General features: G+C 58.8%; 16 protein-coding genes. 5 read left to right on the plus strand and 11 right to left on the minus strand.

Going from position 1 to position 20,224, the window contains the following annotated elements; genetic code table 11:
• Positions 1-317: 317 nt before the first annotated feature.
• The 6 genes from mobI to FBY02_RS23455 all read right to left on the minus strand — a co-directional run bounded on the left by mobI (position 318) and on the right by FBY02_RS23455 (position 7,379).
• Positions 318-779, minus strand: coding sequence for a conjugative transfer protein MobI(A/C) (mobI, locus tag FBY02_RS23425; RefSeq protein ID WP_144930478.1), 462 nt, complete (start codon positions 777-779; stop codon positions 318-320).
• A gap of 352 nt (positions 780-1,131) precedes the next feature.
• Positions 1,132-2,313, minus strand: a complete 1,182-nt coding sequence (locus FBY02_RS23430; protein WP_144930479.1) for an SAVED domain-containing protein — start codon at positions 2,311-2,313, stop codon at positions 1,132-1,134.
• Positions 2,282-2,788: a Mov34/MPN/PAD-1 family protein gene (locus tag FBY02_RS23435; protein WP_144930480.1), complete on the minus strand. Its 507-nt coding sequence runs from the start codon at positions 2,786-2,788 to the stop codon at positions 2,282-2,284. The genes FBY02_RS23430 and FBY02_RS23435 overlap by 32 nt, the downstream gene beginning before the upstream one ends.
• Positions 2,785-4,518 carry a ThiF family adenylyltransferase gene (locus tag FBY02_RS23440; protein WP_144930481.1) on the minus strand — a complete coding sequence of 578 codons (1,734 nt, stop codon included), beginning with the start codon at positions 4,516-4,518 and terminating at the stop codon, positions 2,785-2,787. The genes FBY02_RS23435 and FBY02_RS23440 overlap by 4 nt, the downstream gene beginning before the upstream one ends.
• Entirely contained in the window at positions 4,515-5,528 is a 1,014-nt protein-coding gene (locus FBY02_RS23445; RefSeq protein WP_144930482.1) for a nucleotidyltransferase, read from the minus strand. The genes FBY02_RS23440 and FBY02_RS23445 overlap by 4 nt, the downstream gene beginning before the upstream one ends.
• Before the next feature lie 1,395 nt (positions 5,529-6,923).
• Positions 6,924-7,379, minus strand: coding sequence for a helix-turn-helix domain-containing protein (locus FBY02_RS23455; protein ID WP_144930483.1), 456 nt, complete (start codon positions 7,377-7,379; stop codon positions 6,924-6,926).
• 155 nt (positions 7,380-7,534) lie between these two features.
• Between FBY02_RS23455 and FBY02_RS23460 the strand changes: the two genes are divergently transcribed.
• Positions 7,535-8,758 (plus strand): MFS transporter, encoded by a 1,224-nt coding sequence (locus FBY02_RS23460; protein WP_144930484.1) that lies wholly within the window; start codon positions 7,535-7,537, stop codon positions 8,756-8,758.
• A 31-nt stretch (positions 8,759-8,789) separates the two neighbouring features.
• Positions 8,790-9,680 (plus strand): EamA family transporter, encoded by an 891-nt coding sequence (locus tag FBY02_RS23465; protein WP_144930485.1) that lies wholly within the window; start codon positions 8,790-8,792, stop codon positions 9,678-9,680.
• Here FBY02_RS23465 and FBY02_RS23470 read toward each other — a convergent pair.
• From FBY02_RS23470 to FBY02_RS23480, 3 genes are all read right to left on the minus strand, one after another.
• Positions 9,677-10,615: an AraC family transcriptional regulator gene (locus FBY02_RS23470; RefSeq protein ID WP_144930486.1), complete on the minus strand. Its 939-nt coding sequence runs from the start codon at positions 10,613-10,615 to the stop codon at positions 9,677-9,679. The genes FBY02_RS23465 and FBY02_RS23470 overlap by 4 nt on opposite strands.
• Positions 10,616-10,636: 21 nt before the next feature.
• Positions 10,637-11,470: an oxidoreductase gene (locus FBY02_RS23475; RefSeq protein ID WP_144930487.1), complete on the minus strand. Its 834-nt coding sequence runs from the start codon at positions 11,468-11,470 to the stop codon at positions 10,637-10,639.
• Between the two features lie 117 nt (positions 11,471-11,587).
• Positions 11,588-13,069 carry a leucine-rich repeat domain-containing protein gene (locus FBY02_RS23480; RefSeq protein WP_144930488.1) on the minus strand — a complete coding sequence of 494 codons (1,482 nt, stop codon included), beginning with the start codon at positions 13,067-13,069 and terminating at the stop codon, positions 11,588-11,590.
• Positions 13,070-13,100: 31 nt separating this feature from the next.
• Between FBY02_RS23480 and FBY02_RS23485 the strand changes: the two genes are divergently transcribed.
• On the plus strand, positions 13,101-13,589 hold the full coding sequence (locus FBY02_RS23485) for an RNA 2'-phosphotransferase (RefSeq protein WP_256662551.1): 489 nt from the start codon (positions 13,101-13,103) through the stop codon (positions 13,587-13,589).
• A 34-nt stretch (positions 13,590-13,623) separates the two neighbouring features.
• Here the strand turns inward: FBY02_RS23485 and FBY02_RS23490 are convergent, their stop codons facing one another.
• Positions 13,624-14,472 carry a phosphatase PAP2 family protein gene (locus tag FBY02_RS23490; protein ID WP_144930490.1) on the minus strand — a complete coding sequence of 283 codons (849 nt, stop codon included), beginning with the start codon at positions 14,470-14,472 and terminating at the stop codon, positions 13,624-13,626.
• 24 nt (positions 14,473-14,496) lie between these two features.
• Entirely contained in the window at positions 14,497-15,168 is a 672-nt protein-coding gene (locus FBY02_RS23495) for a histidine phosphatase family protein (protein WP_144930491.1), read from the minus strand.
• 264 nt (positions 15,169-15,432) lie between these two features.
• Here FBY02_RS23495 and FBY02_RS23500 point away from each other — a divergent pair, with 264 nt between their 5' ends.
• Together FBY02_RS23500 and FBY02_RS23505 are read left to right on the plus strand one after the other, a co-directional pair.
• Complete coding sequence (locus tag FBY02_RS23500; protein ID WP_144930492.1) at positions 15,433-17,352, plus strand: methyl-accepting chemotaxis protein; 1,920 nt, start codon at positions 15,433-15,435, stop codon at positions 17,350-17,352.
• Between the two features lie 304 nt (positions 17,353-17,656).
• Positions 17,657-20,197 (plus strand): Tc toxin subunit A, encoded by a 2,541-nt coding sequence (locus tag FBY02_RS23505; RefSeq protein WP_144930493.1) that lies wholly within the window; start codon positions 17,657-17,659, stop codon positions 20,195-20,197.
• The last annotated feature ends 27 nt before the right edge of the window (positions 20,198-20,224 follow it).

Here is a 20,224-nt window from a genome sequence, read left to right on the forward strand (position 1 = left end):
GTATAAAGATTTCCCTCGGCGCTCTCAGTCCCGTTGAGTATCGTGAGAGCCTGGGCTTCGCGGCATAACCAGTCCAAGTTTTTGTCCGCATCCCCGGTGGGTCAGTTTTCAATCAGCGCCGACAGACAACGAGTAGATTTAGCCCACTACACTGCTTATAGCCCGCACTCGTAGCCTTCCCTGACTAAGCGCAGCAGCATGTCTCGCCGGAGTTCACTGCTTATACGAGAAAGCCCCCTCAGACCAAGCTGCACGGGGCTTTCGGGTCTTGAAATCGGTTCAGATCCGTTCGGCACTGCTTATAGTGCACTCAGCCCCTACTCCTCCGAGCAGAGATCGCCATGATCGAGCGCTTGATATCTAGACAGCTTTTTCTCATAGGCGACCAACGTCCGACGCATCTGACGATTCTCACTGGCAATGCTGCGAATCTCTGCCAGACGCTCCTCTACCTGCAAAACGAGGAGACGGTAAGGGGACTTAACAAACTCAAACGAGGAAGCCGGGTATTTGTGCTTTCCGTTGCCTTTGGGAATAGTCAGGGGCGCGAACTTGTTTTTTTGCCCTTGCAGTGGCACCAGTTTGCACCAGTAGATCGAGTACGCATTCGGGCTCGTTTGCTTGATTGAAACGGCAGCCACGACAGATTTAACTCCGGTCTTTTTGTATATCTTCATGGACGCATCCATATATCTTGCGGCCAGGCATCTCGCGACCACAAGCAACTGCTCGTACTGCTGATCCAGCAGGGTGACTATCGTCTGTGCATCTTTACTCATGGCCAAGGCTCTCTTCGCTGTAAGAGCCAAAATGGTGACCGATCGCTGAGCCCCCGGGATTCGATTTCAGACCGTTCTACCGTCGGAAATCTACCGAAAGTGGGTGGATTGGCTCACGTTGTTACCCTGGCTCGAATCAGATAGCCAACAGATGACGACATGTAAGACGCAGGAAAACATGACGTGCAAAGGATGCACAATAGATGACGACGGCAGCCTTGATTCTGAGCAGAACAGGATCAGCACATTGAAGCAGATGATAGCCAGTGGGCGTGTATCCCTGCTCGGCTGCAACCGGCCAGAAGCAGCTGCCCGGCAACTTCCCCGTTAAGCCGTCGTCTCACGGGTTTACCTACTTTAACTTCAATGCTCGCTTCCATTCGGGCGCCTGCCATTCCCACACATAAATTTCCTCAAACGTCTTAGGTAGCAACATGCGACCAATCTCGATGCTTGCCGATAACGGTGTCGCGGGATATAGATGCACCACCCGAGCACCCGCTCCTGTCAGTCGCTGAAGGAAGCCATCGAATTCACGGCGGAAGCTCAGTAGGTGTGTTTCCTTGCGGATAATGCCGCGGTTCGGCAATTCAGCGCGGAACTCAACGACCTCATGGCCGACTGGAAATGCGACCTTACCCGAAATGCTGACGACCACCGACACCTCGCGCGGCAGCACTTTTGGCACGTCGTAGATGTAGCTGGGCTCAGGGCACGTCTCGCGCTTGTCCCATAGCCAGCCGTCGTTGGGCAGGTCCAGGACGTTCGCACGGGTCTTGTCGCCAATCAGCGCTCCGAGCTTCATCAGCATCGGTATCGGCGCAAATCCGGCAATGGTTAAGTGCGCGTCACCGTTACGGTCGACGAGCGCGGGCTGGATACGTCGGTCGTAGTGATCGGTCAGCGCCTTCTCCGCACGAGGCCAGAAGTCCGGGTCGTTGTCCTGGAAGTCGAAGTCGCTACGATTGATATGGATGTGGCTGCCCTGAGGGAACAACTTATAGTCGCTGTTCTCCAGCATCGCGAAGTGAATCTGCTCCACGTCGATGTTGGTTACGTGCGGTCCAATGGGGAACGTCATCAGCAACGGCAAACTCTCCACAACGCCCGTAGCGGAATAGATGCGCTGGATACGAGCCTCATGCTCGCGCTTCATGGCTTGTAGCTGCGGCGTGGTGAACTTGTTCTTCCTTCCATGCCGGTCGATACGAGCGTGGCAGTCATAGCAAGCCAGCATCAGGTTGTTAACGTCCTTGGCTAAGCGCTCCGACTCGCCCTTCACACCCCGCGCGCCTCCAGGACTGTCCGCTATGATGTGCGCGTGCTCGCCCGTGAAGGCCCTTTCCTTGGTCAAGAAGTCGCGCCCCACCGGCTTGCAGCAGCCGCGGAATTCACAGCGACCGGCAGCCGCCACCCAAAGGTCGCGCCGCACATCGACGGGAATGCGAGCGCGGTCCTGGGTTCGAGTTTCTTTCGTCTGAGCAGACGTTTTTACCGTCGCGTCAGCCGGTACCATTGCTTTCTTCGTTGCCAATCTTCTTCTCCAGCTTCAACTCTCTAAACGTGCCTCGGCGGCTCAGTGTCCAAATGCGGATGCTACGTGTGCCGATGATGGGGAAAAACAGGCGATCGCCTTCAAACGTGTCTCCGGACACAGCCTGTTCCCAGTCTAGTCGGTCAATACTGCTGGGCGTTGGGTCGAGTTCAGGGTGCGTGTGCCACAGTCCGAGGTAGGCCGATGTGTGCCCTTGCTCTAGCCAACGCTGGCGGGCGATGTACTCGTGTGTGGACGACCGAAAGAAACTGAACCTGCTGCGGCGGTCGCTGCTCTGGGGAGTGGACACCTCGTCGACGACCACGTCGAGTGAGTCCAGTAAGTGGCGACCTAGTAGGATTCCTCCGGCCTCGCAGTGCCACCAGCGTTGCTGTGCGAATGCTTGCATCTGCCGCAAAGCGTGTTCAACGATTATGAGCCGCTGGGTCGGCGTGACACGGTAAACCAGCCTCATGTCGAATCTACTGGCGCACGGCAGTGGCGGCACGCGCGACCGAACACCTGCCGCGTCGCATCTTCAGGGAGCGTTGTGCGCGCGGCCTGAAACCAAGGCGTCGTGCGTAGTCCATGCTGGGCAGCTACCCGGCCCTCTCCTACCCAGAACCGATAGGAAGGATCTCGGCCTCGATTGCCAGCGGCCACCGCAGTCATCGCCGAAAGGAGGTGCTCAGTTGCCAGCAATCCCGTGCGCCTGGCCTGGATGGGGCCGAACGGAACGAAAGCCCCGGCACAGCCCGTGAGATTGCGTGTGACGGGCTGATTTGGTTCCAAAAAGGACGTGCGCGACGCCAGGGATGGCAGCCCCTCATCGTCACGATAGGCACAGTCTAGGCAGCCTTCACCTTTAGTCCACATCAGCACCGAGTGCCCGCCCAAGTCCAAGGCCTCTAGCCAGGTAAAGACGATAGGCAGGTCAAAACGCTTGTCCTTGAGAACCCGCGAAAATGATCGCTCAATTGACGGCACACCGAACGCGAGAACAATGCCGTCATATTTGCTGATATCAGCAGTTCTGAACCAGGTTTGGGCAGTAGTGCAGACCGGAGTGATGTTTAGGCCTGGGTAACGTCGCTCCAGCGCCAGCTGTAGGCCAGCCGGCTTGCCAATATCGATGTACAGGGGCTGCAGAAGGTGCCGAAAGACGTTGTCCTCCGAATATTCATCGTGGTCTACAACCGTGATCTTGCCCACTCCCGCCGCCGCCAGGGTATCCACTACGACACAGCCGATGGCACCAGCTCCCAGCACGACCACGTGCTTCCCGAGCAGTTCCAGAGACGCACCTCCTCGCTCGCGCATATAGCTGGGAGTATGGCGGCGCATGGTCAGCGGTGTGACCGGTGCCTTCTCGTCAACGATCCCGCGATGAGCACAGAAGGCAATACCGACCAACGAGCGGCCGCCGGCTTGTCGAGGCACCGACACCAGTAGGGCCAGCTGTTTGGGTCCGTTCTTAGACGGACCGAACAACTCGCCCCATAACTTCAGTTGGTCAAGCGACAGCCGCTGGTGAACATCCTCGATGAACGATGCCGTCAGCATATCCGGCCGCACGGGTGGCAATGCCAGCGAGTCGACGTGAACGTACAAGGCCCGCTGCCCCGCGAGCTTGTTGCTATGCACCTCCCAGGGCAAGTCAGCGTCGCGCTCCACGAAGTACCACTTCGGTTTGCCAGTTTTCGAATTCACGAACCCCTTGACCATGCGCGAGGTGCCGTCGACCTCGAAGTAGACGCGGGAGCGCAGTGAGCCCGGCAGGTGCAGCCAGTACCCCTCGAGTTCGTTGAAGAATTCCACGTAGCCAGTGGTGGCATCCGCTGCTGAGTTTTCGAGCAGGTAAAATGCTTTGAGGACTGTGTGCGCCACAATGTCAGCGTGACGGCTAGGGTCGAGCGACAGTCCTTGGCCGTCGTCAATGCACACTACCCCGTTGTAGCTAACATGTGCGAGCGGCTCCTCCGGGGGCAGAGTCCAAACCTTTGGCAGGCGCAACTGCTCCTCGTCGCAATCGACGTATACAGGCCAAGTGCGCGTTGCGCCTGTGAGCTCAACCCCCAGGCAATTCGGTGCTGGGTCTTCTAGGCGAACAACCACGATGCCATGCAAGCCACAAGCAGCTATGACAGCCTCAAGCGCGTCATCGACCTTCGAGGGGGCGGGCGCCTCGATGGAGGACTCCGTCATGCAGAGTTTCCGGTGCTGATTACGGCGGGAGAAACCGCCCTGGCTGTCTCGGACTTCTCGGGCACCTTGAAGTCGTCGCCGAACTGCTTCTTCAAGTGCTTGCAGGCGTCTTCAGGCAGATCCTCGTCATAGGCCTTCTGGAGGGCATCGCGCAGCGCCTCGAGCTTCTCCTTGAAGTTCTTCATCTGCGTGGCTGTTCGCATTGCCATCAGGTCGGAATACGGCTCCACCGGCAAGGCGACCTTCAGACGTAGGTGCAGGCCATCGTCCTGACTGAGTTCGTAGGTGAATTGGCCCAGCATCGTATTGACCCAATCAAGCATCGCCAGCAAGTCGACCGGCTTGCCGGACGTGCCGAAGTTTGGCTTGAACCAGTGAAGTGCAGCCACGGTGAGGGCAATACTCAGCGGTGCGCCGGCGCCCTGGAACTGAACCTGCCGCCAACGTTTAAGGTAGCGGATGCATCGGCGGTACTGGGCCAGCTTGTCGGAGTCCTCGAAAGCACCGCAGACTCGTTTGGTCAGCTCTTTCGGGGCGGAGACCTCCCAAATGCGATGCTCCTCGGCCGAGCTCTCCTTGCCCTTGGCCAGGTAGAGCTTGCCATCATCGCCGTTGGTGTAGACAGCCAAGTCGACGTGGTATGCAATCTCACCACCGCTCAAATAGTTGACGGTCACGCACGGCCGACGGATGACCACGGTGCGAAAGTTCGAATTCACCGCATCGCGCACCTTCTTCTTAAGTGCCACCGGGTCGGGGTATTCATCCTTTGTGCAGTCGAAGATGAGACCGACGTCAATGTCGAAGTTGCCATCCAGCGGCACTACACCGGTGTGCATGGAGTAACTGCCCTGATTGAAGTTGACGAACGATGGCACGTCGTCGCCGAGCTTCTCCCTCAGTGCCGTAACGATGGTATCGCGCTTCTCGCGGAGGGTCGCCTTCTCGTCATCCTCATCGAAACAGATGGAGCTGTGAAAATCTTCGAACTGTTTTTGCACTGACGGCATGCGCCCTCCTGAATCGATGGTGTGTGGCTGGCTTGGACAATGGCTTCTGCGGTTTACCTGTATGTAAAGGCTCATCCTAGTATTTCAAGGGCTACTGCTTGAGCGTCTGCTTACAGGATCCGGGTGCGCCGCTGGCCATGTCCGCTTAGGGCCGTTTTCAGCCAGTTCCAATAGGCGGCTCTTGGCCGATTGTGTTGAAAAAGTCGATCCTTCCAGACTGCCCACATACTGACTGCTGGAAATTCCTTTTTTGCGCGCAGCTATGCGAAGTCTGAGCCTGGAATCCTCTAATCAAAATAAAGATTTCAATCTCAAGCGCGAACTTTTCTGCGGTGGAAACCATGGCCTACTTTTTCAACACAATCGGCCGATTTCTGCCCTCCGCAGCATGATCACCGGTTATCAACAATCTACAAACCAGTTGTAAAAATGGTATCCCGCGCTAACCGAGACAGCACATGTGCCCAGCGTCAATAGAGGCCACTGTCCTTCGACACCAATCCACCACTGTACCTTGAACAGAATAGCTCCCACCAGCACGCAGGACAGAACACCAAGAGCCAGGCCAACCAAAGCGCACAGTCGAGCGGCTAACCCTGGATTCCCACCATGCCAGTTCTCACTAAGGCAAAAGGGACAGTGATTCGACGAAGGCGTATAGCCCCAGAAACCACGGTTGTACGTCGTTCTCGGAACCATAGCTTTGCCACAGTTGTGACAGGTAACCATCGAATGCCTCATACCGCACCTCAGCTCATATCACCCCAAATGAGCCCATGGTGCGTTACCGCGTAAAAAACCCAACGGGATGACCCGCCAGCTACTCAGCGCCCAGATCACCAGATAACCGATACCATCCTGCCCACGACCAACACCATTCCCCTCGGTGGTTGACTGGCTTTCGACTTGCCGAAAACGCTAAATTCAGGACGCCAGTTCAACTCCTTAAATAGCCGCTCATCGGAAATACGTGCACGGGGGCACTTATGGGGGCACTTAATAATGAACCTTTAAATAAATACTTTTAAAACAATATCTTATGTATAAATTTTTAATTCCCCCGGCACACCAGAGAGGCCCGCCCAATGCGGGCTTCGCTGTTTCTGGCTGCTCCACATTGCAGATAGTCCTTGAGGCTTCACGCCCATAGACCCGCGCCTCAGCTACTTTCCAACACCTTCTAGCGCCCTGCCCCACTTAAACCTGCACCTGACGCTACGCCGACAATTGCACCTAGCCAGCCCCAGGCAAACCATCCCGCTCCACTTGGCCCTCACAAAACTTTACTGCGCTCCGCACTTCGATTCGCAACATAGGAATCCAGGTCCCCGGCGATGCTTCTGTCATGCAGAAACCAGCTCTCGCTACCCCCTCTAACGAACGTAATCGCCCGAGTCAGGCATCCCGCTCAACAACCCGTCGATGACAATCCTGCGCAGCCAATACCCTGCCCGCCCTTGAACGGACCGTGATGGTCTCGACTGGCTCCGACAAGTCGTTATCCAGCAGTACCGAATAACGCTCGCCCTTGTTGAAGAGGAAGCGCTCTCCCCACTGGCGCATGCTCACCACGATGGGAAACACGGAGCGTCCCATTTCGGTGAGTACGTATTCCTTGTAGGCACTGCCGTCGGACGCGGGTTGGACTTCGAATACGCCCAACTCCACCAGCATCTTGAGTTTTACCGTCAGGATGTTCTTGGCGAGGCCAAGGCGTTTCTGGAATTCGCTGAAGCGTCGAACATCATCGAAAGCGTCGCGGATGATCATCAGTGCCCAACGATCTCCGATAGCTTCAAGGGTCCGCGCCACGGGGCATTCGCTCTGCGCCAGCAGTGCCTGTCTGGCCATGATCTCTTCCACCTTCCTGGACAACGTGTTGATGAGGACGCTCTAGCGCCGGAAAAACTGGTTGCATATTAAAACCTGGTTTGTTAGAAAACAACGAATCGGTTTTGTTTTGAAACCAGCCTAAAGAAAACGTTTAAGCTGAGAGGCCTTGGAACATGGACGTCGAAGCCGAAAGAACAGTAGGAGCCCGCGCACAGCGCCCTCGGGTACGTGCAGCCACCCTCAGCCGTCATCAGACATTTCTCTTCGCTATCACCTGCGCGATGGCTGTGGCCAATGTCTATTTCGCACAGCCGCTGCTGGAGTCGATGGCCACCAGCCTGTCGGTTCAACCCAGCACTGTCGGTATGGTCATCACAGCGACTCAGGTGGGCTATGCGGTGGGCCTGCTGTTCATCGTCCCCTTGGGCGATCTGCTGAATCGCAAGAGACTCATTCTGACGCAGCTGCTGCTGTCGGCCGTAGCGTTATGCGCGGTAGGGCTGGCGCAAAGTTGGGGTGTGCTGCTCGGCGCGATGGTGCTGGTCGGCCTGATGGCCGTCGTGGTGCAGGCGTTGGTCGCCTACGCCGCCACACTGGCGAGCCCGGAGCAGCGCGGCGAGGCCATCGGCACCGTGACCAGTGGCGTGGTGCTGGGCATCCTCCTCGCCCGTTTCGTCTCTGGCGCAGTCGCCGACCAGGCCGGATGGCGGGGTGTCTACTTCGGCTCGGCAGTCTTGATGGTGGGTATGGCGTGGCTGCTGTACCGAAGCATGCCGGCATCGACAATACCGCCGGCCAGGGGCAACTACTGGCAGTTGCTGCGCTCGGTTTTGGAACTGTATCTGACAGAGCGGACGCTGCGCGTCAGAGGCACCTTTGCCTTGTTCATATTCGCTGCATTCAGTGTGCTGTGGACCGCCATGGTGCTGCCGCTGAGCGCGCCGCCACTGTCGCTTTCACATACCCAGATCGGCCTGTTCGGTCTGGCCGGAGTGGCGGGAGCCCTGGCCGCGGCACGCGCCGGGCGATTGGCCGACCAAGGGCTCGGCAATCGCACCACAGGCATTGCCCTAGGGATATTGACCTTGTCCTGGTTGCCCACCGCGTTGGTTGAAAGCTCGTTGCTGGGCATGGTGGTCGGGGTCGTCCTGCTGGACTTCGCCGTGCAAACCGTTCACGTGACCAACCAGAGCCTGATCTTCGCGGCGCGGCCCGATGCGCAAAGCCGCTTGGTGGGCGCCTACATGTGCTTCTACTCAGTCGGCAGCAGTTTGGGCGCGATTGCTGCCACTTACACTTACGCGCACTTCGGTTGGGTGAGCGTTTGCCTGTTGGGCGCGGCCATCAGCGGCGTGGCCCTGTTGTATTGGTTGTATCTGCAGCTGACGTCAGCATGACACCGCTCACTTTCATCAAGGCGACCCATCAATGAAACCATGGCACTTAGCGTTGGCTGTACTGATCACGGCAATCTGGGGAATCAATTTCTCGGTGATCAAACTGGGGTTGGCCACTGTGGATCCGTTCATCCTGGCGGGCATCCGCTTCAGTCTTTGTGCGCTACCGGCGATCTTCTTCATCCGCAAGCCCGATGTGCCCTGGCGTTACCTCATCGGGTACGGACTGGTGTTCGGCATCGGTCTGTGGGGTGTGGTCAACCTGGGCATCAAGGCCGGACTCTCGGCGGGCATCGCTTCTCTGATCCTGCAATTCAGCGCGTTCTTTACCCTGCTGCTGGGCGGGTGGGTGTTCAAGGAAGCGCTGACCCGTTTCCAGGTGCTGGGCATGCTAATCGCCCTCGGCGGGCTCTCGTGCATCATCATGATCAGCGACGGATCGGTCAGCCTGTCGGGGGTGCTTCTGGTGCTGGCTGGCGCAGCCTCATGGAGCGTCGCCAACATCATCAACAAGAAGGCCAGAACTCGGGATGTCTTCGGCTTCCTGGTCTGGTCCAGCGCCTTCGCGCCGATCCCGTTGTTCGCCCTCGACTATGCAATCAACGGCAGCGCCGGCTATACCGCATTCATCCATCAGGTAGACACGACCGCCGTGCTGTCGATTCTGTTCCAGGTCTACCCCAATACCCTGTTCGCCTATTGGATCTGGAACTCGTTGCTCAAGACCTACCCGGTATCCACGGTGGCGCCGTTGTCGTTGCTGGTGCCGATTTTCGGGATGCTCGGTTCGGTCTTCGTCTTCCACGAAAGTGTGCCGTTTAACAAAGTGCTGGCGGTGGTGCTGATCGTGCTCGGCTTGGCCGTGGGTCTTTATGGGCAGCGTATTTTCAACGCCATGTTTGCCGTTCCGACCCCACGCTAATGCGACGAAACATAACTCGACGACCCAGACACCGCCGGCAATGCATAAGTCGCCTTCATCCATTCGATCTCAGCCTGGGGCGCCCGACCGAACAGGCGCTTGAATTCACGACTGAATTGCGAGGCACTTTCATAGCCGACATTGAACGCCGCCGTCGAAGCGCTCATTGCGTTGCGCAGCATCAGCAGCCTCGCTTGATGCAGGCGCGTTGACTTCAAGTACTGCATGGGTGAGGCGTCCGTCACGTTGCGAAAGTGCAGGTAAAAGGTGGGCACGCTCATGTTGGCTTCCCGGGCAAGCGCCTCGACGCTGAGACGTTCCGCGTAGCAGCTGTGGATTTTCCGGATCGCGCGGGTGATCTGGCCGAAGTGTCCTTGGCGACTCAACGCGGCGCGCATCGAGCCACCTTGCTCGCCGGTCAGGATGCGGTAGTAGATCTCCCGTATCAGCGATGGCCCGAGTATCTGCGCTTCGCCCGGATGGCTCATGGCCTCAAGAAAACGTAGTGTCGAGGCGCACAACTGATCGTCCATGGGCGAGGCGTACATGCCCTTGGGCGGGGCATCGCTTGGGCCGAGAGCTTCGTCGACCTGCAGCATCAACTCGCTGGCCAGTTGCAAGTCGAGGCGCATGTAGACCGCCAACATCGGCTCTGCATCGCTGGCGTCGGTTTCCATGGTAAACGGCACGGGGACCGACACCACCAGGTAATGCTGGGCGTCGTAGACGTAGACGTCATCGCCCAGATAACCGCGCTTGCGCCCCTGGCACAGGATCACGATACCGGGGTCATACAACACCGGCGTACGCGCCAGCGGGCGGTTCGAGCGCAGGAACCGGATGTCCTCCAGCGCGCTGAGATTGTAGCCCTCGACCGGCGCCAGTTTTTCCATCAATTGCACCATCCGCGAAGTGCTTGAGTCGGCCTCAGTCATCGACATCCTCCCGCTTGCCGGTCAACCGTCGGTCGAACGGGTCAGCGCTTCCCATTGATCAATCACGTTGGCCGCATGGCTCAACTTGGCCCGCACCAGGCTCAGCGCATCGCTGCCCAACAATAGGTGCGCAGGTGGCGTCGGGCTGGCAATCACTTGCAGCATCGCTTGCGCAGCCTTCCGCGGATCGCCGAGCTGCTTGCCGCTTTTCTCCTCGCGTGCCCTACGTACCGGATCGAAACTGGCGTCGTAGTCGGCAATGCTACGCGCCGTGCGGCGCATCGAACGACCCGCCCAATCCGTTCGAAACGAGCCGGGCGCGACAGCTGTGACGAAGATGTTAAACGGCCGCAGTTCCTGGCTCAGCGTATCGGAGATGCCTTCGAGGGCGAACTTGCTCCCGCAGTAGTACGCGATTCCCGGCATCGTGATGGTGCCCCCCATGGAGGTGATATTGAGAATGTGACCAGCGCGGCGCGTGCGAAAGTAAGGCAGGAAGGCCTTGATCACCGCCACTGCGCCGAACACATTGACGTCGAACTGACGCCGCATCTCCTCCAGCGGCGACTCTTCGAGAATGCCTTCATGGCCGTAGCCGGCATTGTTGACCAACACATCGACCGGACCATGAGCGGCCTCCGTCGCCGCGACAACGCTGTCGACCCGATCGAAGTCCGTGACGTCCAGGATGGCGCCGTGGGCGCGCTCAGTTGAAAGTGCTTCGAAGGCCTGCAAGGCCGCCTCATTGCGCACGGTTCCGATGACACGGTGCCCCGCCGCAAGCGCCTCCCGGGCCAGAGCGTTGCCGAAGCCACTGCTCACGCCGGTGATGAATAGGGTTTTACTGCTGTGCATGGCGAGCTCCAATCGATAGGTACGGGGTTATGGTAGCTATCGAGAAATGGGGCACCTATGCCGGTTTGCCTGAGAGCCTTGCCTATTTCTATCGAGTCCCGGATTAAAGAGCGGGCATCAAATACCAGGCCCGCTCACGTGGGCCGACAACCGTGCCAAGCGATCCCAACCCTCTGCGCTGATCCCCGAGCAATTACTCAATAACAACCTCTCCAGCGGTAACCGCTCCAGCACCGGCACCATGGCTGAGGTGAGCTGCGATTCCCCCGGCCCCGCCGCAAGGGTCAGGTCCCGCAACGGCAGCCCCGCAAGATGAGCGACGCCGGCGTCGGTCAGCCAGGGGCTTTCATATAAGCCGAGACGTCGCAACGGCATGTCACGCAGGCAAGCCAGGTCGGCATCACGCAAGTCCAGGCCACTGATTTCAAGTTGCTCCAACGGCAGGCCCAGCTCGGTCAGTTTGCGCAATGTCTTGCCATCCATGCCCTGGCAGAAACTGAGATTCAGCCGCTTCAGCGGCAGGCCGGCCAGTTGTTTCAGCATCTTCCAGCTCACCTCGTTCAATGACAGGTCCAGCGATTCCAGGCCCAGCCCCTCCAGATCACGTAACGTTTGCGCGCCGATGCCTTGCACGTCAGAAAGCCCCAGGTGCTTGAGCGGAAACCCGTGCAGCACGTCCAGGCGCTCGATCACCTGGCGTGAGCATTTGAGATCCAGATCGGCAATCGGCATGCCTTCGAGCCCCTCGAAGTCGTCCTCGCAGAGGTACGCGGAATGCAACGAAAGCCGTTCGATCGGCAGCTCGCGAATGGCGTCAAGCAGGCTGTCCGAGGCGTAACAGTCATCGAGGCTCAGCGAGCGCAAGGCCGTCATATCGGCAAGCCAGGAAGGATCCCGCAAGATGGCGCCGCTTGAGCTGATGGTCAGTTGTTCGAGTGGATGCGTGCACAAGTGCCGCATTCCCGCTGAAGTCAGCTCTCCGGCGCGTTTCAAGGTGAGTGAGCGCAACTTGAGCGGCGACAGCGCCCGAAGGCCGTCGTCGGTGAGGTCATCGCAACGGTTCAACGACAACTCTTGCAGCCTGCTGCTGCCCAGTTGCCGGAGGAAACTGTCGTCGAAATCTTCGCTATAGGTGTCCAACTTGAGGCAGTGCAGGCGTTCGAGTGACGGCAGACTGGTCGCGTCATCGTCGCGGGAAAAGCTGCTGATCTCCAGATGTTCCAGGGCAACACCCGGCAAACGCCGCCATATATCCGGACCGCAACGGAACCTCGGGCCGTTGAGTATCAGCGTGCGTAACGGCAGCCCGGCCAATGCATCAAGCCAATGCGACTCGGCATCGTCCAGCTCCACATGATCCACCGGCAGTCCGCGAAGCTGCGACAACAAGTGGCCAGGGCGATTCCTATGGGGTGTGGTGTTCAACTGGGCAATCACGGCCATGGCGGCCGGATCGCAGAGGCCGGCGGCGACACGCAAACCCTCCAGCGAAACCTCCGCCGTATCAAGCAGGTCGCGATAAAGCGCGACGCGCGCGGCAATGTCATCGGGTGCGGTGGCGAGTTGGGCGATCAGGGTGCTGCGGCTGGGGGGCTGCACGGTCTATGTGTCCGAAGTAAGCAGGTTGCGTATGCTGCCGCAAAAAACGGATTTGATCATCGACCAACCCCAAACTTTTGATAAAAAGCGCTTCAGTTTCTCCGACGATGGCCTGCGCATTCGCGCCGTGCAGGGGCACTCAACCGGTACCGTCAGTCTTCAATATGTAGAAAAAGAACCACCGGAGCTTCTTTACCATGGCACTGCCACGCGCTTTCTGGAGTCGATCAGGGAAAAAGGGCTGACTCCAGGCCCCCGTCACCATGTGCATCTGTTGCAGGACATGCAAACGGCTATCACCGTTGGGCAGCGTTATGGAAAGCCTGTGGTACTGAAAGTTGACGCCCTTCGAATGCACCAGCAGGGTTTCAGGTTCTTCCAGGCCGAAAATGGGGTTTGGTTAACGGACAGGCATGCACCAAGGAAGGCCCTGGCGAGAGATCGCATAAACTTTTCTTCACCCTGCCCACGGCTGTTATTCGGTAAAGTCCCCTCGCTCATTCAAGAAACTAAGGTTTAGCCCGCTCTCCCGCGGGCTTTTTTTTGCCTTCGATTCAGGCGGAGGGCTGTACGTCACCCAGCTCAGGCAGGCGTTGCGCGCCCTGCGATGAAACCCTGGGCGATACAGGTTGCTCCAAGGCCGCTCGCCCATAAAAGGCCAATGCCATCAGCCAACAACTCAACCAGACGAAGATCCCCGCCCAAAAGGTGTGGGACATGTAGTGCCATCCCTGTAGGACTCGCGTTGTGCCGTAGACAAACCCTAAGGCCAGCGCCCCGTACATCAGCGCTTTCGAGTGACGCCAGCGATAGCGGCGTGCGACGAAGTATAGCGCCAGCATGGTAAAGCCTCCGGAGGCATGTCCACCGGGCCAGCAGCGCCCCTCCCCGGCGACTTTCAGCAGGTTGAAGTTCTGGTACCACTCCTTGTGTTCGATCTTGCCGGCGTACTGGGTGGTTTCCACCGGGCAGTACACGCTGGTATGGCCCTTGAGGTAATGAATGACACCGGTACTGAGGGAAAAAGCAAAGACGACATAGAGGAAATCACGACGGTGTTTGTAGGCAAAACGCAGCGGCTTACTCAACCTGAGTTTGTCCAACAGACGCAGCAGCCCAGGGCGCTTCTCCGGCCGGAATATCGGCCAGAAAAACGACAACAGCGCACCGACGATGGCCGCCTCGCCGGTCCAGTTGGGTATGACCCTGGCCCACTTGTGGGTGATTTTCTCGAACAGGTGCACATGCTCCAACGGGAACACTTGGTGTACGGGGTCGTAGAAGAAATCACTGATGGCGATGTCGATGCGGGTCATGTCGAACAACAGGAACACCACCGCGGCACAGAGCAACGGAATTCCGAGATTAAGCCCATAGAAACGGGCGCGAGCAGACGTCAGCATGGGCTGTCCTAGTCGTGGGAAAAGTTACTGAAACGTCACCGAGCGCCAGTCAGACGCTTCGATAAAACCGAGCAACCGAGGCACTTGTGGTTCGGCGGTGGAAACAAACAGCGACGCACCATAGCCAAACGTCGAGGTCGGTCGCTTGAGCGAGGTTTCCAATGCCTGCATGCATTCGCTATGGGTCACCAGGATCAGGTTGTGCCCGGCCACCTTGTGGGCCAGGGCGTTGCGCAGCAGGTCACGCCGGCAGTTGATCAACCAATCGTCGCCAGCGCTCACCTTGTTGAACATGTACCCCGCCGTCTGGGCCGTGCGGGTGGCCGGACTGTTGTAGATGTCGGTGTTATCCAGGCCCAGTTGCTCGAACCGGGCACCAAGACCTACCGCGACGGCACGGGCCCGGTCAGTGATGCCGGCAGGATCGTTCAGGCACGCAGCCTTGGAGTGATCGCAGCGCTCGACATGGCGCACCAACACGATCATTTCCCCCTTGGCCCAGCCTTCGGCCAACGTCCGGGCGCCGGCGACGTTGCCATGGGCCAGGTCCGGCACCGCCGCCGGGCTCAGCAACCAGAGGGTCAACGGAATCACGAGCAATGCCGAGGCCAGGATGACTGCGGCGTTTTGGTAGCGGGCAAACCGGCTTGTCTCGATCGAACGCGTCAAGCCGAAAAAACTCAGTCTCAGTTCCACATCAAGCCGCCCCGACGGCATCCACCCCAGTCATTCGATGGCGTGACAGTAGAGACGGCGGCGTAGGCAGGCAGTGAAATGGATGTGAAAAAAAGCTTGGTACACGCGCCTGAAGATTCGCTGACGTGCAGGATCCCGGGGAAAAAAACTTTCAGATATCGAACCGGTGGCCGATACAGGCCTGCTCCCTATTTTGCTGGCTTAACAACAACAATCTTCCAGCCAACCGACGATCAAGCAGTACAACGTTCCTGGAGGAATTTGATGAATAGCTGGTTTGGCAACATTAGCGTAAACATAAAACTGGGCCTGGGCTTCGGCCTGGTGCTGCTCCTGACCTGCATCCTGGCCGTGACCGGTTGGAACAGCCTGGGCGGGCTGATCGACCGCAGCAACTGGATGAGCGACATCACCCAGCTCAACGCCGGGCTGACCAAGCTTCGGGTCACTCGCTTGCAATACATGTTGACCAACGGCGACGAGACGGCCGCACAGACTGTGCAGACCACCCTTGATGGTTTCGTGGCGCAACAGAATGCGCTGCTGAGCAGCTTCAAGAGCCCGGAGAACGTCAAGCTGCTCAAGGCGCAGAGCGCGACCATCGGCGCCTACCAGACGTCCCTGAACAAAATGCGCAGCGCCTACCGCACCGGCAACACGGCCCGCGACGCCATGGGTGCCAACGCCGAAACGGCTTACAAACTGATCGAGGTGATTGGCGCCGATGTGGCGCAGATGACTCCGGGCGATGAGCGCTTCGCACAGTTCCAGGCGATCACCCAGGCGAAACAGGCGTTCATGCTGGCCCGCTATGAAGTCCGCAGCTATACCGCCAACAGCAATGCCGATACGGAACAGAAAGCCGTCGCCCAACTGGACGCCGCCATCGCATCGCTCAAACCGCTGAACCTGCATTTCGCCAGCACTCGTCAAGATGAACTGCGCCAGCTGGAAAACGCCCTGAGCCAATACCGCAGTGCCTTGCAGGCCTTCAAGTCGGCCACTGCCGACGCCGTGCAGGCGCGCAAGGAAATGACCGAGCAAGGCGCGACCATCGTCAACCAGAGCGAACAGCTGTATCAGATCCAGCTGGACCGCCGCGACGCCGAAAGCGCCCAGGCCCGCACGCTGCAATTGATCAGTACGTTGCTCGCCCTGCTGGTGGGCATCATTGCCGCCGTGATCATCACGCGACAGATCACCCGGCCGCTGAGCGAAACCCTGACCGTGGTCGAACGCATTGCCAACGGCGACCTGTCGCACAACGTCATCGTCACCCGCCGCGATGAACTGGGTGTGCTGCAGCAGGGCATTGCCCGCATGGGCGTGACCCTGCGCGACCTTATCAGCGGCATCCGTGATGGCGTGACCCAGATCGCCAGCGCCGCCGAAGAGCTGTCCGCCGTCACCGAGCAGACCAGCGCCGGGGTCAACAGCCAGAAAGTCGAGACCGATCAGGTCGCGACCGCCATGCACGAAATGACCGCCACCGTGCAGGAAGTAGCCCGCAATGCCGAAGAAGCCTCCCATGCAGCGGCCGCAGCGGACGGCGAAGCCCGTGCCGGCGATCAGGTGGTCAACGAAGCCATCGCCCAGATCGAACGCCTCGCCAGCGAAGTGGTACGTTCCACCGACGCCATGACCGTGCTGCAACAGGAAAGCGACAAGATCGGCAGCGTCATGGACGTGATCAAGGCCGTGGCCGAACAGACCAACCTGCTGGCCCTCAACGCCGCGATCGAAGCGGCGCGCGCGGGTGAAGCCGGTCGCGGTTTTGCGGTCGTCGCCGATGAAGTCCGTGGCCTGGCCCAACGCACACAGAAATCCACCGAGGAAATCGAAGGCCTGGTGGCCGGCCTACAGAACGGCACCCAGCAGGTGGCGGCCGTGATGAACAACAGCCGCAGCCTCACCGACAGCAGCGTGGCCCTGACCCGCAAGGCTGGGGTATCACTGGAGAACATCACCCGCACGGTGTCGAACATCCAATCGATGAACCAGCAGATCGCCGCCGCAGCCGAACAGCAAAGCGCCGTGGCCGAGGAAATCAGCCGCAGCATCATCAACGTGCGCGACGTGTCCGAACAGACCGCCGCCGCCAGCGAAGAAACCGCCGCCTCCAGCGTTGAACTGGCGCGGTTGGGCAATCAGTTGCAGATGATGGTCAGCCACTTCCGCGTCTGACGATTGCCCGCGATCGCGGTGGACCTGCCACAACAATGTCGCAGGTGCCGCCGTCATCGCGAGCGGGCTCCCTCCCACAGGGTTCTGCGATGCGCCTCAGATCCCTTGTGGGAGCGGGCTTGCTCGCGAAGGCGGTGGGTCAGCCACTTCAAGGCTGGCTGAGCCCACAGGCGTTACATCCACACAGCCCTCGAATCGCCCTTTCGTACACATTGCCCGGCCTCGGTCCTACCGTCTTCCTCTGCGCGCTCCTGTACGGTTTTGTCCTGAATAAGGACATTCCGCTCGCTCAGGAGATAGACCCATGGATGACAGCAACGACTCTTTGTTGCACCGGCTCGTTGACTCCCCAAAAGCCGATTTCAAAACAGCCATGCAGCGCATGGGATTGAATTCGGTATTCGATATCACACGCATGGACAAGGCGCAGTTCGCCCTTGAACTGGCCAGGCACTGCGACGCGGATGCCGGGCAGGCTTACGACAACGCTTGGAACTATGCGGGGCAGATCAGCCGTCTGTATCAGGAACATCAAATATCGTCCAGCGATACCAGGCAACGTCTCCGACGCAGCTCGCAGCCGGACTCAACGTCAGCGCGCATCGGCTATCAAGCGCTATTCGAAGAGAAATGGGACCAGTTCTGCAACGAAGGCGATATCGCCGCAATCGACTCCCCCGTGGCGTACCTGCGGGCGCTGTATCTGTTTGCCGGGCAGTTGGAAAGCCTGGCATCGCCCACTGAGCGGATCACCCTGGAGCAACGACGGCCGGACCTCAAGAAGCTGATGCTCGATCAACAGAGTGCCTTCGCCACGCAGCCGATGCTCGCAATCGTCAATGCCACCTTGCAAAGCAATATCGAAGTGCACTTGGCCAAAACCAAGGGGAACCGGACCGTGCAACAGGCATTGGCCAGCGAGCATTACCCCTTCTCACTGCCCTACGATCTGCACCACCACCAATGTCTGCTGGGGCTGGGCGCAGGTAAACCGGCGCTGGGCGAATTGAATTACCGGATCAGCCTGAAGCTGCCATTCTCACAAGACGGGGCAACTTACGGAGGCGTATCGCAGTCGCGTCTCGAGGCGCAAAGGTTGTTGTCCGGGCTCAGTCCGGAACAACAGACGCTGCTGATCGCACCGATCGCCTCAACTTCCAGCCTTGAGGCATTACACAAAAGCTATGGCACTCAAGACATCACGCGTCTGGCTGAGATAGATTTTTTCAAGGAGCGCACCGGGCTGACGTCCAAACAGATTGAACAATTACTGGCGGCGGGCGAATACGCCCCCCGAAGCTCCGTCAATAGCCCGGCCCCCACTCGAGAATATTATGGGGCCAGCTACATCAACATGCGCGAAACGAACCATGCCTTGAGCAAGAACGGCTCTTTCGACCAGCCTGAACACCTCGACCGTTTCGACCACCTCTCCCCTGGACGCCTCGACCGTATGCAGCGAATGATCCGCCTGCATCGCTGGACCGATATCCCCTTTGCCGAACTGGACACGCTGATCGTCAATGCCTTGCGGTCAGAAGGTAACTACACGCTCAACGCCAAAACAATGCGCGCTCTTGGCATCTACCGTTATCTGAATCGACGCCATGGCATCACACCTGAAGAATTTGCCTCTTTCCTCCACGACATGCCGATAGCCGCTTGCGGGAACCGGGTACCGCTGTTCGATCAGGTGTTCAATCGCACCCGGCTGCTCGAAAACCCTGTGTGGCAAAACCCGAAGAAGCAGCTGCTCGCCACGGATCAGCAAACCCTCAGTTACCTGAGTGCCGGCCTTGGACTTCCGATTACCCAGGATTCACTGCTGTTACTAATACACCAGGCCGAGAAATACCTGCCTGCGTTGCAACATAATTTACCCACTGCCTCTTCGCTCTACCGTCAGGCCCGTATCGCCCGGATGCTGGGTTTGTCACCCCTTGAATGCACGGAGCTGGCGCGGTTATTGGGCGGCGACGATTTCTGCAAGGCGCTGGTGACCGGAAAACTGAGCACCTCAGGGGCTTCGCAACCGGACATTCTCGACGTGCTGATGGCAATGGACTGGGCGGTTGACTGGCTCAGGCAAAACGATCGGGACGTGCTGCAATGGTGTCGCCTGTTCGATGAAACGACAAATGACTTGCCGCTCAATGAAAATCTGGAACAGCAGTTGGCGAAACTTCAAGCGGACGCCAGCCTCTCCCACGACCCTCAGCGTCTGGTAGAAACGTTGCTCCACGACCTTATGGACCTGGCTGCCGAATACGTCCCGTTCCTCCTGCATATGGCCGGTAGCGATGCAGCAGCAGTCGTCGCGGCCATCAACGCATCCCCCGGGGTCATGCCACCTTTGCTGGCAACATTGCTTCGCATTGCCGAGGCCTGCAGGCATCTGCACCTGAGCAGCAGCACCCTGGCGACACTGATGGAGAACCCGGCATGGCTGGCCTCGTACACCTCAAAAAGCTTGCAGCCCCAGACACTGTATCTGCTTGAGCGCTTCAGTCATTGCGTCCGCCACCAGGCACAGTCGGAAGAAAACCTGCTGCACTACCTGCAGGTTGCCAATCAGGACGGACCGCACCTGGAAAAAGAAGCCAATCGCCTGCTCGCCAACCTCCTGAACTGGAGCCCCGAGGAGGTCAGCAGCCTGACGGCATTGCTTGCGCCAAAACGCGCAACGACGATGGAAGCAGTGGACTGGGTCATGCGCTGCCAGGCGTGCTGTGTGAGTACGGGGCTGTCGGCGGACCTACTGCTCAAGGCAACTGCACTGAAGACCCAAAGCCCCGCGGCGGACTGGAAAATAGTCGGTGAAGCATTGATCGCTGCCTGCCATTGACCGGCGCAGCCACCTACATTCAAGGAT

The organism is Pseudomonas sp. SJZ078 (assembly GCF_007828255.1).
Classification (GTDB): Bacteria; Pseudomonadota; Gammaproteobacteria; order Pseudomonadales; family Pseudomonadaceae; genus Aquipseudomonas.

Excerpts from the sequence above, each read along its gene's own strand:
- FBY02_RS23490 (WP_144930490.1), bottom strand. The coding sequence starts at position 14,472 with ATGCTGACGTCTGCTCGCGCCCGTTTCTATGGGCTTAATCTCGGAATT.
- FBY02_RS23485 (WP_256662551.1), top strand. The coding sequence starts at position 13,101 with ATGCTGCCGCAAAAAACGGATTTGATCATCGACCAACCCCAAACTTTT.
- FBY02_RS23470 (WP_144930486.1), bottom strand. The coding sequence starts at position 10,615 with ATGACTGAGGCCGACTCAAGCACTTCGCGGATGGTGCAATTGATGGAA.
- FBY02_RS23435 (WP_144930480.1), bottom strand. The coding sequence starts at position 2,788 with ATGAGGCTGGTTTACCGTGTCACGCCGACCCAGCGGCTCATAATCGTT.
- FBY02_RS23500 (WP_144930492.1), top strand. The coding sequence starts at position 15,433 with ATGAATAGCTGGTTTGGCAACATTAGCGTAAACATAAAACTGGGCCTG.
- FBY02_RS23455 (WP_144930483.1), bottom strand. The coding sequence starts at position 7,379 with ATGGCCAGACAGGCACTGCTGGCGCAGAGCGAATGCCCCGTGGCGCGG.
- mobI (WP_144930478.1), bottom strand. The coding sequence starts at position 779 with ATGAGTAAAGATGCACAGACGATAGTCACCCTGCTGGATCAGCAGTAC.
- FBY02_RS23445 (WP_144930482.1), bottom strand. The coding sequence starts at position 5,528 with ATGCCGTCAGTGCAAAAACAGTTCGAAGATTTTCACAGCTCCATCTGT.
- FBY02_RS23475 (WP_144930487.1), bottom strand. The coding sequence starts at position 11,470 with ATGCACAGCAGTAAAACCCTATTCATCACCGGCGTGAGCAGTGGCTTC.
- FBY02_RS23460 (WP_144930484.1), top strand. The coding sequence starts at position 7,535 with ATGGACGTCGAAGCCGAAAGAACAGTAGGAGCCCGCGCACAGCGCCCT.
- FBY02_RS23465 (WP_144930485.1), top strand. The coding sequence starts at position 8,790 with ATGAAACCATGGCACTTAGCGTTGGCTGTACTGATCACGGCAATCTGG.
- FBY02_RS23440 (WP_144930481.1), bottom strand. The coding sequence starts at position 4,518 with ATGACGGAGTCCTCCATCGAGGCGCCCGCCCCCTCGAAGGTCGATGAC.
- FBY02_RS23505 (WP_144930493.1), top strand. The coding sequence starts at position 17,657 with ATGGATGACAGCAACGACTCTTTGTTGCACCGGCTCGTTGACTCCCCA.